Below are 17,561 nucleotides of genomic sequence, written 5' to 3'. Positions count from 1 at the left end.
TTCACTCGTATATTCATGACGCTGCTCAACAAACATGCGAACAGCACGCTCACGAAGTTCGGGCGGATAAGGTTTTGTTGTCTTTTTATATTCCATAATATCCACTCTACTTGGAGCTAAACAATCCGGTAAACTCGGGGTGGTTCAAATGTTTACTTTAAACAAGAAGGGTTAAATACCATTTTACAGTATTTTTAAAGTAAATTCAGGAAAAATGGCGTTTATATAGTACAGAAAATCGCATAAAGAGATAATTTTTAAGCGAGTTTAAAAATGCACTGTATTCCGATTGTCTTGGCAACGACCACAACAATCATGACAGCTGCTGGTGTTCCGATCGTCACAACGACCATAGCAAAAATGTTTGTCGTGCCAGAACCAACATATTTTTTAAGTAATAATTCGACTCTTACAATGAATAATTAACTAACTATATTTTATCTTCAGTTGATTTTTTAGGTATTGATGATCATTATGTAATTTTTTTACCAAAATATATTTTGATTAATTATTTTGAAGAAGACAAGGAATGGTATAACTCTGTAGCTACAACCAAAATCACTTGGAAAAACCACCTGAGTTTAAATATGAAAACCGTTAGGATAAATAAATAAATATCTATATTAAATTCTCTTATCAAGGAGGATTTACTTATTTATAAATATAATTCAGATCAGTTGAGATATTTTCATCTTGCAATTTTCACGAAACTGGATTTTCTTACATATTGACATATTGTTGATGCAGGTAAAAAAATCACCTTTTATTGGTGGTTATTTTTACAGGTATCATGCCTTGCTGCCTTTCAAAAGGACGATGACATATGGCACAGAATGAAGCTGTCGACGATACATCTCCAAACACACCACTTAGAATTAAAGACATTACAGTTATCGACAATGTAAAGCTCAAAAAAGCGATTACAGCTGCCGCTCTGGGTAATGCTATGGAGTGGTTTGATTTTGGGGTTTATGGTTTTGTTGCTTATGCTTTAGGAAAAGTTTTCTTTCCTGATGCAGATCCCGGCATACAAACGATCGCAGCACTTGCCACCTTCTCTGTTCCGTTTTTAGTTCGTCCTTTAGGTGGTGTCTTTTTCGGCATTATGGGCGATCGTTTCGGTCGTCAAAAAGTACTTTCTATAACCATCATCATCATGGCAGCCAGTACTTTTTGTATCGGCTTGATACCTTCACATGATACAATTGGTATCTGGGCACCAATTCTATTGCTCATCTGTAAACTCATCCAAGGTTTTTCAGTGGGCGGCGAATATACTGGTGCAGCGATATTTGTATCAGAATATGCTCCCGATAGAAGGCGGGGCTTTCTTGGCAGCTGGCTCGATTTCGGTTCAATTGCAGGCTTTGTTTTGGGCGCGGGCGTGGTTGTTTTCCTTTCCTCCATTCTGGGAGAGGATACGTTTTTAGATTGGGGCTGGCGGATACCATTCATGTTAGCCGCACCACTCGGCTTGATCGGACTTTATTTACGACATGCGGCAGAGGAAACGCCAGCATTTACCGAGCACCTGGCACGTATGGAAAAAGAAGACCGTGACGCCGTTGAAAATCGTCCGATGGTTTCAATTTCAGAAATTCTCCGTGAATATTGGGGCGCACTGTGTGTTTGTGTCGGTCTCGTCTTAGTTACCAATATTACTTATTATATGTTGCTGACTTATATGCCGACTTATCTGTCACAAAGTTTAGGTTATTCCGAAGACCACGGCGTATTAATTATTATCGTCGTTATGATTGGCATGCTGTTTGTCCAGCCGGTTGTTGGCTTTTTGAGTGACCGTTTCGGGCGCAAACCATTTATTCTTATCGGCAGTATCGGATTGTTGGTTCTGGCCATACCCGCATTCAAATTGATTGCCAGCCGCGAAATTGTTCTTATTTTTACCGGGCTTCTTTTATTAGCAGTCACGCTTAATTGTTTGACGGGTGTCATGGCTTCAACCTTGCCTGCCATGTTCCCTGCCCGTATTCGCTATAGTGCGTTGGCCACCGCTTTTAATATATCGATTATTGTTGCCGGTCTGACACCAACTGTAGCAGCTTGGTTGGTTGAAACGACCCAAAATCTCTATATGCCGGCTTATTATTTAATGGTAGCCGCCCTTATTGGCTTAATCACTGCATTTTTTATGACCGAGACGGCCAACAAACCACTGCACGGAGATACGCCAAACGCGTCCAATAAAGCAGAAGCAAAAATAATTATCAAAGAACATTATACCAATATCGAAGAGAATATAGAGGAAATTAATAAAAAAATTTCGTCACTTGAAGCTGAAATCGCCGATTTAAATGAACAAAAAAATCTGCTGACAGCACAACACCCTAAATTATCTGATAGCGCTTCGTGATGAAGCGCTATCAGAGGTCATTCATTTTAAGCCTGAATGGCATATTGATATATAAACCGCTTAATTAGACAGAATGACAGTTTAGCCATATTTGCGTCTTATTTTAACGATCATTTAAATAGATCAAACGAGCGATAAGCATTCTGCCAATGTACTCCCATCACCTGCCAGCACAACAAAATCAAAAAAACGATGCGTTATATAATTATCCCATCGCTTTGCGCGAGCAGGTCGTTTCATCACCAAAAGCGCCAGGCGTTTATACTTTCCATTCAGACGATTATAATTATCCACTTTATATCGGCAAAAGTATTAATATCAGAGCAAGACTTCTTTCACACTTACGCTGCACAAAAGAAGCTCGTCTGCTTAAACAAACATCCCGGATCAGCTACATTTCAACCGCCGGGGAGATCAGCGCTCTGCTGTTAGAAGCGCAAATGATTAAAGAGCAAAAACCATTATTTAATCGAAAACTGCGCAAAACAAGAGATACATGTTCCATTATTTTTGATGAAAGCGGCTTCAATATTATTTACACAAATGATTTGAATTATATTCCTTCAATTGATCATTTCGGACTGTTCAAAAATAAAAATGCCGCAAAACAACGTTTGCGCGATATTGCTGATCAACACGGTTTATGTCTAAGTATTCTAGGTATTGAACCTCATGTTAAAAACCGCCCGTGTTTTCGTGCAATGATCCATAAATGTCATGGAGCATGTTGCGGAAAAGAGGATATCGAAAACCATAATGCACGTGCGCGCATGGCACTGGACGCATATAGAATTGCCGCTTGGCCATATAAAGGCGCTATAGCGCTAAAAGAAACTTTTGGTCGTTTGAAACAATATCACATCCTTCATAACTGGCGTTACTATGGCAGTTATCGATCTCGTATTTCCTTAAAAAATTACAGTTTGCCGCAAAATACTTTATTTGATGCAGATATGTACAAAATTTTAGTGCGTCCGATTATTTATGAGAAAGCAAAAATCATCGAACTTGAATGACCGTGATAAAATAAGAAATAATTACGATATTAACGCGTATTATAAATCAATCATATTTCCATATGCGCACAAAATTTGTAATTTCATATGACCTTATTGATTCAACTTTGGTATTAATTGCAGAATTCGATTCTATAACTTAGCCTCTTTTTGTGAAGAGCTGCCATGCTCATCGCTCTCCAATTAAGAGCGATCCGAGGAGGAAATAAGTATAAATAAGGATGGACATCCTCAAAATCCGAAAAAACTAAAAGTGTTTATAGCGCTCGTTCATGATACGTGGCTCAATATAATCCAGCGTTATCTGCCGATGTTTCTTCTAAACATCTTGTTTATATTTAAGAATCTGCACAGAAGTTATACCCTCATCATACCCTTCATGGGTGAACACGGCTTTTTTAGTCCTGCTCATAAATTTATGATTAAACAAGGAGAATACCATGACCCGCAAAGCTTTTATAGCTGCATTGCTCGCCACGGTTGTTTCAGCTGGCACTGCCTCCGCGAAGGATATTCGTATCGGTCTCAATGAGGATCCGGATTCTCTTGATCCAGTACGTTCGCGTACCTTCGTTTCCTCGATTGTTTATGAGCCGCTTTGCAATCGTTTGTTTAACACAGATGAAAATATGCAGATCATTCCTGAACTCGCAACCGAGTGGAAATGGTCTGATGATGGGCGCCAGTTAATTTTACAATTGCGTCAAGGTGTTCTCCATCACGACAAAACCCCATTTAATGCAGATTCTGCGCGCCGCGTTCTTGAACGCAACATGAATTTTGAGCTTTCCAATCGTAAAGCTGAATTAGCATCCATTGAAAAAGTGGAAGCAACCGGTGAACATGAACTCACCATCACTTTGAAATCTCCCGATGTCACCCTGATTGCCCAGCTTGCGCATCATGCGGGACGGATGTATTCACCGGATGCAGCCGATGCAGCGGGCGAAAATTTTGGCCAGAAACCTGTTTGCACAGGCCCTTATTCTTTTGTCAGCCGTGTTGAGGGTGATCGTATCGTATTGGAAAAATTCCCGGAATATTGGGAGGCTGACAAATACCACTATGACCGCGTCATTTTGATGCCAATCCCTGACACCACTGTTCGCCTGGCGAATGTGCGTGCAGGTGATCTCGACATTGTAGAGCGTACCGCTCCGTCCGACGTGCCAGCTATCCGCACCGATGATCGTTTGCAATTGTTTGAAGTGCCAAATATCGGCTATCAAGGCATTATGATTAATGTCGGCAATGGCCCGAAAGCCGAAAAACCTTTAGGTTCCAATCCTTTGGTGCGTCAGGCACTTTCATTGGCAATTGACCGTGAAGCACTCAATCAGGTCGTGTTTGAGGGGCTGTATGTTCCGGGCAACCAGTGGGCAACACCCGGTTCGACTTATTATAATGAAAAATTCCCTGTTCCTGCCCGTGATGTTGAAAAAGCCAAGCAACTTCTCGCTGAAGCTGGCGTTGAATTGCCGGTCAATATTGAGATGAGCACTGGTAACGATCCTGTTTCGCAACAGCGTGCTCAGGTCATTCAAGCAATGGCCGCGGAAGCAGGTTTCAACATCTCGTTACGCGCTACTGAATTTGCAACCATGCTTTCTGAAAATGCCGTTGGTAATTTCGAAATGTCGTTGCAAGGCTGGTCAGGCCGTATCGATCCAGATGCCAACATCCATTCGTTTGTGCATAAAACCGGCTCCAACAATGACGTGAAATATTATAACGCGGAAGTCGACAAACTACTTGATCAGGCACGTGCAGAACCCGATCCGAAAGTTCGTAAAGAACTTTATGACAAGACCACCGAAATCTTGCAGCATGATCTGCCGTTATTATACCTCTACCACATCAAGTATTTCTATACTTTGCGTAAAGGTATTGAAGGCTTCGTACCTTATGCTGACGGTATTATCCGTCTGCGTAATGTCACCAATTAATAGACTACTCTGCCCGATGCTAAACACATCGGGCAGAGCTTTAACCAAGGAGACGCAACACAATGCTGCGCTATTTCCTCAACCGTCTTCTGGTAGCAATACCAACGCTTTTTTTGATCTCAATTTTCGTGTTCATGCTGCAAAAGCTTTTGCCGGGTGACCCGATCCTCGTGATGGCTGGTGAAAGCCGTGACGCAGAGACAATTGCATTCTTGCGCGAAAAATACCGCATGAATGATCCGCTGATCTGGCAATATATTTATTGGCTCAAAGATGTTTTACACGGCGATCTCGGCACATCCCTACGCACCGGTCTGCCGGTTACAGAGCTGATTGCGCAAAAACTTCCTGTCACAATCCAGCTTGCTGTAATGGCAATGTTTTTTGCAATCATTTGCGGTATTCCGGCTGGTGTCATTTCAGCTGTCAAAAAAGGCACCGTCTGGGATTATCTGGCAAATTTCGTTGCGCTTTCCGGTCTTTCTGTTCCTAATTTCTGGCTCGGCATCATGCTAATCCTGCTTGTTTCCGTTAATTTGGGCTGGTTGCCTGCTTCCGGTTATGAAACGCCATTCAATGATCCGTGGCGCAGTCTGCAAACAACGCTGATGCCAGCCTTTGTGCTTGGCACCGCAATTGCGGGTTCATTGATGCGTCATACACGTTCTGCAATGTTAAGTGTTTTACAACAAGATTATGTACGTACAGCGCGCGCTAAAGGTTTGCGTGAAAGGATTGTCATCCTGCAACATGCTTTCCGCAATGCATTGCTGCCAATCATTACGCTTTCAGCGGTCATGTTTGGTGAATTGCTGGCAGGTGCTGTTCTCACCGAACAGATTTTCACTATTCCGGGTTTTGGTAAGATGATCGTAGATGCTGTCTTCAATCGCGATTACGCAGTTGTGCAAGGGGTCGTATTGGTAACGGCGACATCGTTTATTCTTATCAATCTTCTCGCCGATCTACTTTATTTTGTTCTTAATCCGCGCATGAGGGCCAGCCTGTGACCACTGCCGTTAATACTGCCGCAGCCCCTGAGCCGCGCAACAAAAGCCGCGTCTGGGCAAAATTTAAATCCAACCGCAGTGCAGTGCTCGGTGGAATTGTTGTCCTGTTCTTTATTTTGGTTGCAATCCTCGGCCCGTTGTTTCCGCTTGCCGATCCGACATTGACAAGCTGGACTGCCATCCGTCAGCCACCATCTGCTGCTCATTGGCTTGGTACCGATGAACTGGGACGTGATATATTTTCACGTATGATTTACGGTGCAGGCGCTTCTCTTCAGGCCGGTGTCATCTCTGTCATGATTGCGGTGGCACTTGGATTGCCGCTTGGTATGCTGGCCGGCTATTTTGGTGGCTGGACAGATCAGGTGATCGCGCGTGTAACTGATGCATTGCTTGCAATGCCGTTTCTCATCATGGCTATTGCACTGGCAGCCTTTATGGGGCCAAGCCTCACCAATGCAATGATTGCGATTGGTGTGTCTGCCATGCCGGTTTTCATTCGCCTCACCCGCGGACAAGCCATGTCGGTCAAAACAGAAGAATATGTTGATGCAGCCCGCGCCATTGGTCTAAGCCATTTGCGTATTATGGCACGCTATATTTTGCCTAATATTTTCGCCCCTGTCCTCGTGCAAGCCACACTGACCATTGCATCAGCCATTATTGCGGAAGCATCATTGTCTTTCCTTGGTCTTGGTCAGCAAGCGCCTGCTCCAAGCTGGGGTTCAATGCTTGCAACAGCCAAGAATTTTATGACACAGGCCCCCTATATGGCCGTTTGGCCGGGACTGGCAATTTTCTTGGTCGTGATGGGTTTCAACCTTTTGGGTGACGGATTGCGTGATGCACTTGATCCGCGTGATAACAGCTAAAATTATCAGCTATTTAGCTGCGCTTGTTTGAATTGCATAAAACAAGCGCAGTTCACAGGAAATGACATAAATCCGCATCCAAGCCTTAAAAAGGTTATCAGATGATGCGAGAGGAGAAATACGATGAAAGGCGCGATTGCCTCCACCCATAATCTGGCAACCCAAGCGGGTGCTGACATACTTAAACGCGGTGGTAATGCTTTTGACGCTGCCGTCACAGCCGGTTTTGTCCTGCAAGTGGTTGAACCGCATCTGAACGGCCCCGGTGGTGATCTGCCTGCCATTTTGTGGAAAGACGGCAAAGCCCAAATTTTATGTGCACAAGCCCCTGTTCCTGCTGGTGCAACTATCGAGCATTACAAAAAAGAAGGGCTCGAACTCATTCCCGGTGATGGCCTGTTGGCAACTGTTATTCCCGGCGCATTTGACGGCTGGATGCTGATGCTGCGTGACCACGGCACTATGGAGCTTGCCGATGTCTTGAAGCCTGCGATCAAGCTTGCCGGTGAAGGTCATCCGATCCTTGATCGCGCTGTTGATACGATTGCAGGTCTTGCAGACTTCTTCCGTAAATATTGGCAGGGTTCAGCGCACCTCTGGTTGCCGGATGGTGAAGCACCCGCAAAGGGCAGCCTTTTTTGCAATCCGGAACTCGCAGCAACATGGCAGCGCGTTATTGAAGAGGCAAAAGGCGATACCCGTGAAGCCCGCATTGATGCGGCACGTGATATTTTTTACCGCGGCTTTATTGCAGAACGCATTGGTGAATTTTGTGCTGAAATGCAAGCGATGGATGCCAGTGGCGCAACCCATCACGGCGTGTTAACAGCACAGGATATGGCCGGTTACAGCGCTTCCTATGAAGAGCCGCTCACCTTTACCTATAATGGCTGGACAATTGCCAAAACCGACGCATGGGGACAAGGCCCTGTTTTACTGCAAACCCTGTCGCTTCTAGCCGGTTATGATTTATCCTCGCTTGATCCGCTTAGTGATGAGTTTGCCCATCTGGTTCTGGAAGCCGAGAAATTGGCTTTCGCAGATCGTGATACCTATTATGGTGATCCGGCAGGTTCATCTGTTCCGATTAAAGAAATGCTGGAACCTGCTTATGTCGATGCACGTCGTGCCTTAATTGGTGACAAAGCCGACAACGACCTTAATCCGGGCACACCAACAGGCTTTGAAGAACAGCGTGCGCGTATGCTTGATCTGTTTGACAGATTGAGCCGTCCGGCCGGAGCGGTTTATGAGCCAACAATGGCGCATTTGCGCCGCACACCAAGCGGCGATACCGTGCATCTGGATGTGATCGACCGCTGGGGCAACATGGTTTCAGCCACGCCGTCAGGCGGCTGGTTGCAAAGCTCACCGACTATTCCGGGTCTGGGCTTCTGCCTTAACTCACGTGCACAAATGTTCTGGCTGGAAGAAGGCCTCCCAACATCGCTTGTTCCCGGTCGTCGTCCGCGCACAACGCTGTCACCAAGCCTTGGCTGGCATGAAGATGGCCGCCGCTTGAGCTTCGGCACTCCGGGCGGTGATCAGCAGGATCAGTGGCAATTACTGTTCTTCCTGCGTTATGTTCACGGCAATATGGATTTAAAAGCAGCGCTTGATGCGCCGATGTTCCACTCAACCCATATGCCTTCAAGTTTTTATCCACGCTCGCGCGAACCGGGTGGTGTGGTTGTCGAAGCAGACCTTCCGGAAGCAACGATTGAGGCACTGAAAAAACGTGGCCACAAAGTTCAAGTTGTGCCTGCAGGCAGTATTGGCCGCGTCAGTGCGGCGCTCTACACGCCCGATGACAAAGTGAAAGCAGCCATTACGCGACGCGGCACTTATGGCGGAGCCATTGTACTCGAATAATGTGCAATAATTTACCTGAAAGTCGCGCAAGCGTCCTGTCATGTAAGACGAGAGAAAAGAAAATGACCAGCCATACCAAACCTGTACTTTCAATCCGTGATCTTAAAACGTCCTTCTTAGTAGATGGCGAATGGAAAGAAGTCTTGCACGGTATTTCTTTCGATGTCTTTCCCGGCGAAACAGTTGCAGTTGTTGGTGAATCCGGCTCCGGAAAAAGTGTCACCTCACTTTCCGTTATGGGACTGTTATCCCGTAAAGGAACACGACTTTCAGGTTCGATCAAACTCAATGGCCGCGAGCTAATCGGCCTTGAGGAAAGTGAAATGCGTAAACTTCGAGGCACTGAAATGGCAATGATCTTTCAGGAGCCGATGACCTCGCTCAATCCGGTTTTCACCGTTGGTCGCCAGATCGGCGAAGCACTGACAGCACATCGGGAAATGTCACCGGCAGATGTGCGCTCCGAAACTATCCGATTGCTTGAAAAAGTACGCATCCCCAATGCGGCACAGCGTCTTGCGTCCTATCCGCATGAATTTTCCGGCGGTATGCGCCAGCGCGTGATGATTGCCATGGCGCTTGCTTCCAATCCGAAATTGCTGATTGCCGATGAGCCGACCACCGCACTGGATGTAACAATTCAGGGACAAATTCTGGATTTGATTAAAACGCTTCAGGAAGAAGAGCATATGGCCGTGCTCTTTATTACGCATGATATGGGTGTTGTTGCTGAAGTATCTGACCGCACCGTTGTCATGTTCCGCGGCAATGCAGTTGAAAGTGGCTCCACCGCCCGGATTTTCGATCATCAGGAAAATCCCTACACCCGTGCACTTCTTGCAGCTGTGCCGCGTATGGGCTCAATGGCCGGACATCCATACCCGCAACGTTTTGGCATTGTCGACAAAGAAACCGGTATCGCGGGTGAAGAAATATCACTCGATGCGCCGGTTGATATGACCGCTCCGATTTTGCAAGTGCGTAATCTTGTGACCCGTTTTGATGTCACCGGCGGCTGGCTGGGTCGTAACACCGGTGCTGTTCACGCGGTTGAAAATGTATCCTTTGACCTTTTCAAAGGCGAAACATTGGCACTGGTTGGTGAATCCGGTTGCGGAAAATCCACTATCGGACGCTCGATCATGCGCCTCACCGACAGTCGTGAAGGTGAAATCTTGCTTGGCGGCAAAAATGTACGAACCATGCACAAGAATGAGCTGACGGCCATGCGTCGTAAAGTTCAGATGATCTTTCAGGATCCTTTTGCAAGTCTCAATCCGCGTATGTCCATTGCATCTGCGCTCACTGAGCCTTTCATCGCCCATGGTCTTGGCACCCGTCAGCAGGCTCGCGATAAAGCTGCCAACTTGATGGAACAGGTGGGGTTGTCGGCCGATATGCTGCGCCGTTATCCGCACGAATTTTCAGGCGGCCAGCGCCAGCGTATTTCAATCGCGCGTGCTCTAACGCTTGATCCAAGCATAATTATTGCCGATGAATCTGTTTCGGCTCTGGATGTTTCCATCAAAGCGCAAGTGGTCAATCTGCTGCTTGATTTGCAAGAAAAACTTGGTCTTTCTTATCTTTTCATCAGCCATGATATGGCTGTTGTCGAGCGCGTCAGCCACCGTGTGGCAGTGATGTATCTAGGTGAAATTGTTGAAATCGGCCCGCGTGAAAGTGTGTTCTCCAATCCGCAACATTCGTATACCCGCAAGCTGATGTCGGCAGTGCCTGTTCCTGACCCAGCCCGCCGCCATTTGCGCCGTCCGGTCAGTAATGATGAAATCCGCAGCCCGATCCGTCCGTTAAGCTACATACCGCCTGCCCGTATTTATCAGGAAGTCAGCCCCGGTCATATGGTGCGCATCGACGAGGCTAAAACTGCCGGAGCAGCTTAAAGCAGAGCCTTGCTCAAACAGCTAAAAGTCTGATTTCTTAAAAAATCAGACTTTTAGCGCTCAATCTCAGGCAGAAAGATGTTTGATTGCCGGATATATGGCACGATAATGCTGATATGCATCTTCATAAGCATGTCTCAGACCGGCCACCGGTTCAACAATCCGTCCAATTAATGGTGACGTACAGACAGCAAGCGGATCAAGCTTATGGGCTGCAATCATGCCGAGACGTGCAGCTCCAAATGCAGCGCCATAATCGCCGTCTTGGGGTATTTCGAGCGGAATATCTAAAGCCGTAGCAATGGATGCAAGCCAGTAATGCGAGCGCGAACCTCCGCCGATTGCAGTGGCGGTTTGAATAATTGTACCAGATGACCGCAAAGCTTCAAAGCTATCGCGAACAGCAAAAGCTACGCCTTCAAGGATGGCTTGTGTGAGATCAGCACGGCCATTATCATGTGAAAGCCCCATAAAATTACCGCGCACCAAAGCATCATTATGCGGTGTGCGCTCACCTGACAGGTAGGGCAGAAAACGGACATTTTTCGGCGCTTTTAGCTCTTCGCCCAATTCAGCAGTCAATTCAGCGGCTTTTTTCTCATTGATTTTAGCAAACCAATTTAATGAATCTGCTGCCGACAAAATGACGCCCATCTGATGCCAAGTGTGTGGCAGTGCATGACAAAAACTATGAACGGCACTATCAGCATTTGGACGATACCGATCATTGGATGCAAATAAAACGCCGGATGTACCGAGCGAAATAAACGCGCCATTGGCATTAACCGTACCAACACCACAAGCAGAAACAGCATTATCACCGCCGCCCCCTGCAACAATCACGCCGGCAGGCAAGCCCAATGATGCCGCCACATCCGCACGCAAGCGCCCTGCCTGATCAGTTCCCTCAACCAATGAAGGCATTTGGGTGATATCCATGTCAGTGCTTGCAAGTAGTTCTTTTGACCATTGACGTTGCGCGGTATTAAACCATGCAGTGCCGGAGGCATCCGACATATCGGATATATATTCACCGGTCAGCCAGAGACGCAAATAATCTTTAGGCAGCAATACTTTGCGGATTTTGGCAAAAATCTCGGGCTCGTTCTCTTTCACCCAAGCCAATTTTGGTGCGGTAAAGCCTGGAAAAACAATATTGCCGGTAATGTCGCGGAATTGCGGATTTGCATCCAATTTAGCGGCTTGAACATGGCTTCTCGTATCATTCCACAAAATTGCCGGGCGCAATATGTCGTCATCAGCATCCAACAGCACTGCGCCATGCATTTGCCCCGACAAACCGATACCCTGTACCATAGCCAATTCTCGGCCATGAGATTTTCTAAGGGATTCCAGCGCCATTTCGGTCGCCCTACACCAATCCTTTGGATTCTGCTCCGCCCAGCCAGCGACGGGACGTGAAACAGACAATTCAGCTGTAGCAGAAGCAATTACCGACTGATCGTCACGGATAAGCAAAGCTTTAATCGCCGAAGTTCCCAGATCAAGACCAAGATACATAAGGAATGACTTTCTTTGATTTATTAAAATGCCCACGATCCGTAAGCACCCTCATTAACGAAGCAAAACACAAAAAATCGCACCCGATTGCCAAGCTTTTATGCATTTTGATTTGTTATCATCATTTGGAAACTGATCATAAAATTTAACAATAATCAGTTATATATTTTAGTAGCAAGCACCACCCTTGATAAAGCTGAAATAAAGTTGAATTTTCCATATCCGACGCAAGGACATTTAATTAATCAAACGGCGGCCAAAATTTTGGAAAATAAACTGACCGATATAAGCAGCAATAGCGGCTTTGATCAGGTCACCTGGTACAAAAATAAGATCACCGATCACGGCATCTCTTGGACTTAATCCCGTATAAGCAATCAGCCAAGCCACACCAAAAACATGGTCAATTATCATACCAACGGTTGCAGCAGCCATCAATCCTGCAAAAATTTGCCAATTGCTTTTAGATGTTAAAGTAATTTTGCCAGCAATCCAGCCGGTCAAAAATGCTGCTGGTAAAAATCCGATCAGATAGCCGGCTGTCGGACTGAAAAAGACAGCTAGTCCACCCCGCCCACCTGACAAGACGGGCAGTCCGATAGCCACAAGCGCAATTAATAAAAGCACGGATAAAGTTCCACCCCGTGCGCCTAAAGCAACACCTGCGAGCAAAACACCTAAACTTTGTGCATGGATCGGCACAGGAATAAAAGCCAGCATAATGGGCGGAATGAAGCCCAATACCACAATAATCGCTGTGAAAAGTGCAATCATGACCAGTGATTTAGTTTGCATGTTCCGTTCCTTGCATATTTTCTTTATTGCCCCGAATATTACGGGCATCAATGGCATCGGCGATATCTTCTGCACTCTGCAACGTACCGATAACCATAGGTACAATGATTGTTGAAAGGCGCAATTTTAAACCGCGCGCACGATGGGCTTCGGCAACAGCGCGATATCTTTCCTGCACATCGGGCACAAAACGTATGACTAATCCAATCGCCAAACCGATGTCACGGGCATTGACCATCCCTGTCCGCTCTAAAGGGCGCGCAAATCGGGTGATTGTATCAATAAACTGTCCAATGCTGGTAGTCACTGTCACTATCGTTGCAAACAAGCTTAAAGTGGCAAGCCGCAATAAAACGATGAGAGCGGCTTGCGTTCCCACTGCATAAGCCGTCCAAAGGACAACAACCGCAATAGTCAGCAACAGCACCCAAGTTTGTATCCATTGCTTAAAGGCAATACGACACATTATAATGGCTGTTACAAAAATTATACCTGCAGTCACTGACAAGACAACAAGCGAATTCGTGGCAAAAAGCAGGATGCTTAATGCAAATAAAAACAGCAACTTATATGAAGCGGGCAGTTTATATAAAAGCCTATGCCCCTGCACCGGCCGTTGAGCTGCAAAATTAGTCATTGGCAATTTTCAGATAGGTTGCAATCACAGTGTCCGCCAATCCATCAGCAACAATCTTTCCTTGATGAAAAAGGAGGACACGCTCAAATCCTTTAAGCAATGATAAATCATGCGTAACGACGATGACATCTTCCGGGAGATCTTCAATAGCGCGCTCAACCATATTGCGATTTTTCAGATCAAGCTGATTGGTCGGCTCATCCAAAATCACAATATCGGGTTGCGTAACCAGCACTGAAGCCAAAGCAGCCAGTTGGACTTCACCACCTGATAATTCATGTGCTCGCCGTTCTGCCAAATGTTCAATGCCAATTCTTTGCAGAATATGACTAACAGCCTGATCAATTTCGCTTTTATTAATGCGCCTTGCCTTTAAACCAAGCGCGATATCATCTTTAATCAACGGCAAGACGATCTGATTAGCGGGATTTTGGAAAACATATCCGACACATTCTCGAACTTTGGTTACATCCTGTTTAGTGTCATATGTATTTGTTATCACTTGGCCACTGCTCGGCAGCACCAAACCATTGATCATACGCGAAAAGGTACTTTTACCTGAACCATTAAGCCCGATAATACCAATACGTCTTTCCGTCAGGCGCAAGGTCAAAGGTGAAATCACCTGCCTGTTTGCAAAACATACCGATGCCTGATGAAAGGAAATATCCAATTTTAATCCAGCTTCAAATATTGGTATTCTTCAAGGATTGAAGGTTTCAGGTGAGCATTCCAGCTTGAGCGAACAGTGACAAACTTTAAAAAATCACTGATTTATTAAGGATTTATATTGCGAACAATAAGTGTCGTTATCAGAGCCCATTGCCGTTGCAATGTCTTTGATTGAAACTATCTGCGCCCCGTCGTAACCATTGCCTTGAGCACCTTCAGCTTCGTATTTATCGCTCAAGCTTTTGTCGGATGCAACGGGAAGAACGGCCACCATTTTTTGAAAGGCGGTCACAGCTTCAGCTGGCAGATGCTCATTTTCAGTACAATATTTGATCAGTCCCAACTGATTTCGGGATGTATTGTAAACCTGATCGCGCTGTTGATCAGCAAAAGAAATGCAACTCATAAGCGGAATGAACACCAAAGCTGCACTTACAGATGCTGTGATTTTCGCTTTCATGACAAATTCCCAGAGTGAAACATAGAACCGTCTTTATTCAGATTTTACGAACTTAGCAATCATTCCGGTTGAGTTGATAAGCGTTAAATTTATTGAAAGACATCAAGAGTGAATTGCAACATTCCATTGATCAAACATTGGCCAGTCGCTCTGCAAGCTGAGGGGGCTGATCGGCATGGTATTTTTTGCCGTAATCCGTAAAGGATTGGAATCTGTCTTTTTCCTTTTGGAAATTTTCCTGCAAAGTGAAAACCATCACGCTCCTCTTGTCGCTTTCCTAGGCCTTGCAGTTTCCTTGAAACCGGAATTTGGAACCATTTGCAGCCGGTGTTTTGTTTTATTATGTCAGCGTCAACAAACCTGAAAACAGGGATGAAACACGGATTAAAATTGAGATGGGCACCAAAGTATGCGACCCGATGATATTGAAAGCTGCGACTGCATTGAATATGGCTTGTAGGAAAAGAATTCGAACGAATATCTCTCCACTTTGCGTGGCAAACTTGGCCTGAACTAATTTATCAAGCTTTTAAAAAACTAAAACGCCACTTTAACAGTGGCGTTTTTTATGCCCACAACAAAAATGCGTCACCGTACGGCAATAATTGCTGCCCATTCTGTTGTTTTTTTATCATAAGCGCTGCCCTGCCATTGATCCAAATTGATTTGAGACCACGCAGCATTTTTTTGCCAAATATCCAGCAAATCGGGAACTGATAAATAATTATAAAACCTTCCCAGAGCATCACTGCCCTCAGCACCACCGGTTTTAAAACTAGCCCAAACAACCCCACCATTTTTAAGTGCTTTATGGATTTTTTGAATGATAACCCCAAGTTGATTGCGCGGCGCATGCGTTAACGCTGCACAGGCATAAATTCCATCATAGGTTTCAATTGCATCCAGCTCATTAAACATCATTTGACGAACAGGTTGTCCGATAAAACGCGATGCAATCACTGCAAGTTCGCAGGAACCATCAGTCGCATCGAGTTGAAACCCAGCATCGATAATAGCCCGCGCATCCACACCAGAACCCGTTCCCATTTCCAAAACATGGCCACCCTTTTTGCATTTATCAAAGAAGATCGACAATTTGGGGTTTGGTGACTGGCCGTCAGCAGCATATGCAGCAGCATTAGCATTGTAGAAATTAAGCGTATTATTTTGCACAATGATACAATCCCTCTGACCGGCAATTTTTGTTCAAGCTTTCACTGATGCCAGTCATCTCAGATGATAGGTCTTTTAAACCTTATTTAACAAAGCTTGTTTCATTCTTGCCAAGGCTTCATCAACAGTCGCGCGCGGACAACCGAGATTAACCCGCATGAAGCCATGCCCTTTTTCACCAAATTTTGGGCCACGGTCAAACCAGACCCGCGCCTTGGTCAGAAAGAACTTTTCCAGTTCCTCCACCGTCAAATTAAGCCCGCGGCAATCCATCCATACCATATAAAGAGCATCATTATTAAAAACTTTAAGCTGCGGAAAAAACTGCTGCACTATGGATGAAAAATGCTGCCTATTGCCACGAATATATGTCAGCAACGCCTCCAGCCAATCCTCACCACCACGATAAGCTGCCTCACAGGCAATTGCTCCAAGCGTATTGACGGCGTTTAATCCTGTCCGTTCTAATGTACGTTTAAACAATTCTCTCTTGGATTTATTGGCGATAAAAAGATTGGAGCAGTGCATCCCCGCCATATTGAAGGTTTTACTTGGCGCAGTACATATAATCGAATTTTGTGCAAACTCCTCGCCCAAAGATGCGAAGGGAATATGTTTAACACCTCCGTTCAAGATCAAATCCTGATGGATTTCATCGGAAATTACCAAAATATTATGCTTCAAACAAATGTCGCCCATCAGGCGCAAGTCATTTTCTGACCAGACATTGCCGGTTGGATTATGCGGATTGCAAAGAATGAAAATTTTAGTTGCCGGTGTGATGACAGCTTCAAACACATCAGGATCAAAACTATAAGATGCGTCATTTTCGGTTAAAGGTGCTTCAGTAATCTGACGGCCATTTTCACGCACAGTACTGAAAAAATGCCCGTAAACGGGTGGCTGAACCAGAATATCATCGCCTTCATTCGTGAATGTCTGGATCAGCATGTTAAGCGCTGTTACCACACCTGGCGTTTGCACCAGCCATTCCGGCTGCACATCCCAGCCAAAGCGACGTTTTTGCCAACCGCAAATGGCTTCATCATAGCTCTGACTGCGCAGACGATAACCAAAAATAGTATCACGGACAGCTTTTTCCAGCGCTTCCAACACCACCGGAGGAGAACGAAAATCCATATCTGCCACCCACATTGGCAGCGGACGGGCCGCGGCCTCGTCCGGCGACAACATGTTATATGCGCTTGACCATTTGACTGAACTGCTCTTGCGGCGGTCAATCACCTTATCAAAGTCTGTAATCACATCCAATTCCTCTCAATTGACTGAGAGGATAAAACAATTTGGATTG

14 protein-coding genes are annotated in these 17,561 nt (G+C 45.5%); 7 read left to right on the top strand and 7 right to left on the bottom strand.

What is annotated here, in order from left to right:
* The first annotated feature begins 823 nt into the window (after positions 1-823).
* The 7 genes from proP to ACI0FR_RS12820 all read left to right on the top strand — a co-directional run bounded on the left by proP (position 824) and on the right by ACI0FR_RS12820 (position 10,991).
* The gene (gene proP, locus ACI0FR_RS12850) at positions 824-2,374 is read left to right on the top strand and encodes a glycine betaine/L-proline transporter ProP (protein WP_374833162.1); all 1,551 of its coding nucleotides are present in this window, start codon (positions 824-826) and stop codon (positions 2,372-2,374) included.
* A 149-nt stretch (positions 2,375-2,523) separates the two neighbouring features.
* Complete coding sequence (locus ACI0FR_RS12845; protein WP_404907932.1) at positions 2,524-3,390, top strand: hypothetical protein; 867 nt, start codon at positions 2,524-2,526, stop codon at positions 3,388-3,390.
* A 440-nt stretch (positions 3,391-3,830) separates the two neighbouring features.
* Complete coding sequence (locus tag ACI0FR_RS12840) at positions 3,831-5,336, top strand: ABC transporter substrate-binding protein (protein ID WP_374833158.1); 1,506 nt, start codon at positions 3,831-3,833, stop codon at positions 5,334-5,336.
* Between the two features lie 62 nt (positions 5,337-5,398).
* Entirely contained in the window at positions 5,399-6,346 is a 948-nt protein-coding gene (locus tag ACI0FR_RS12835) for an ABC transporter permease (RefSeq protein ID WP_404907936.1), read from the top strand.
* Positions 6,343-7,218, top strand: coding sequence for an ABC transporter permease (locus ACI0FR_RS12830; RefSeq protein ID WP_404907938.1), 876 nt, complete (start codon positions 6,343-6,345; stop codon positions 7,216-7,218). Before ACI0FR_RS12835 ends, ACI0FR_RS12830 begins: the two co-directional genes overlap by 4 nt.
* Before the next feature lie 123 nt (positions 7,219-7,341).
* Positions 7,342-9,090 (top strand): gamma-glutamyltransferase family protein, encoded by a 1,749-nt coding sequence (locus ACI0FR_RS12825; RefSeq protein ID WP_404907941.1) that lies wholly within the window; start codon positions 7,342-7,344, stop codon positions 9,088-9,090.
* 62 nt (positions 9,091-9,152) lie between these two features.
* Positions 9,153-10,991: an ABC transporter ATP-binding protein gene (locus ACI0FR_RS12820; protein WP_404907944.1), complete on the top strand. Its 1,839-nt coding sequence runs from the start codon at positions 9,153-9,155 to the stop codon at positions 10,989-10,991.
* A gap of 66 nt (positions 10,992-11,057) precedes the next feature.
* On the opposite strand, the gene xylB is transcribed toward ACI0FR_RS12820, so the two are convergent.
* The 7 genes from xylB to ACI0FR_RS12785 form a co-directional block, all read right to left on the bottom strand.
* On the bottom strand, positions 11,058-12,512 hold the full coding sequence (xylB, locus tag ACI0FR_RS12815; RefSeq protein WP_404907946.1) for a xylulokinase: 1,455 nt from the start codon (positions 12,510-12,512) through the stop codon (positions 11,058-11,060).
* 237 nt (positions 12,513-12,749) lie between these two features.
* Positions 12,750-13,307 (bottom strand): biotin transporter BioY, encoded by a 558-nt coding sequence (locus tag ACI0FR_RS12810; RefSeq protein WP_404907948.1) that lies wholly within the window; start codon positions 13,305-13,307, stop codon positions 12,750-12,752.
* Positions 13,297-13,944, bottom strand: coding sequence for an energy-coupling factor transporter transmembrane component T family protein (locus ACI0FR_RS12805; RefSeq protein WP_404907950.1), 648 nt, complete (start codon positions 13,942-13,944; stop codon positions 13,297-13,299). Before ACI0FR_RS12805 ends, ACI0FR_RS12810 begins: the two co-directional genes overlap by 11 nt.
* Complete coding sequence (locus tag ACI0FR_RS12800; protein WP_374833142.1) at positions 13,937-14,617, bottom strand: energy-coupling factor ABC transporter ATP-binding protein; 681 nt, start codon at positions 14,615-14,617, stop codon at positions 13,937-13,939. The genes ACI0FR_RS12805 and ACI0FR_RS12800 overlap by 8 nt, the downstream gene beginning before the upstream one ends.
* 93 nt (positions 14,618-14,710) lie before the next feature.
* A complete protein-coding gene (locus tag ACI0FR_RS12795) occupies positions 14,711-15,076 on the bottom strand; it encodes a hypothetical protein (RefSeq protein ID WP_374833140.1) in 366 nt (121 codons plus the stop codon).
* 588 nt (positions 15,077-15,664) lie between these two features.
* Entirely contained in the window at positions 15,665-16,249 is a 585-nt protein-coding gene (locus tag ACI0FR_RS12790) for a methyltransferase domain-containing protein (protein WP_374833136.1), read from the bottom strand.
* Between the two features lie 75 nt (positions 16,250-16,324).
* Positions 16,325-17,515, bottom strand: a complete 1,191-nt coding sequence (locus tag ACI0FR_RS12785; protein ID WP_404907954.1) for a MalY/PatB family protein — start codon at positions 17,513-17,515, stop codon at positions 16,325-16,327.
* Positions 17,516-17,561 lie beyond the last annotated feature (46 nt).

The sequence above is a fragment of the Paenochrobactrum sp. BZR 201-1 genome (assembly GCF_044987585.2).
GTDB classification, from domain to species: Bacteria; Pseudomonadota; Alphaproteobacteria; order Rhizobiales; family Rhizobiaceae; genus Paenochrobactrum; species Paenochrobactrum pullorum.
Note: the sequence above shows the minus strand (reverse complement) of the source record. Positions and strands in the feature narration are given on the sequence as shown.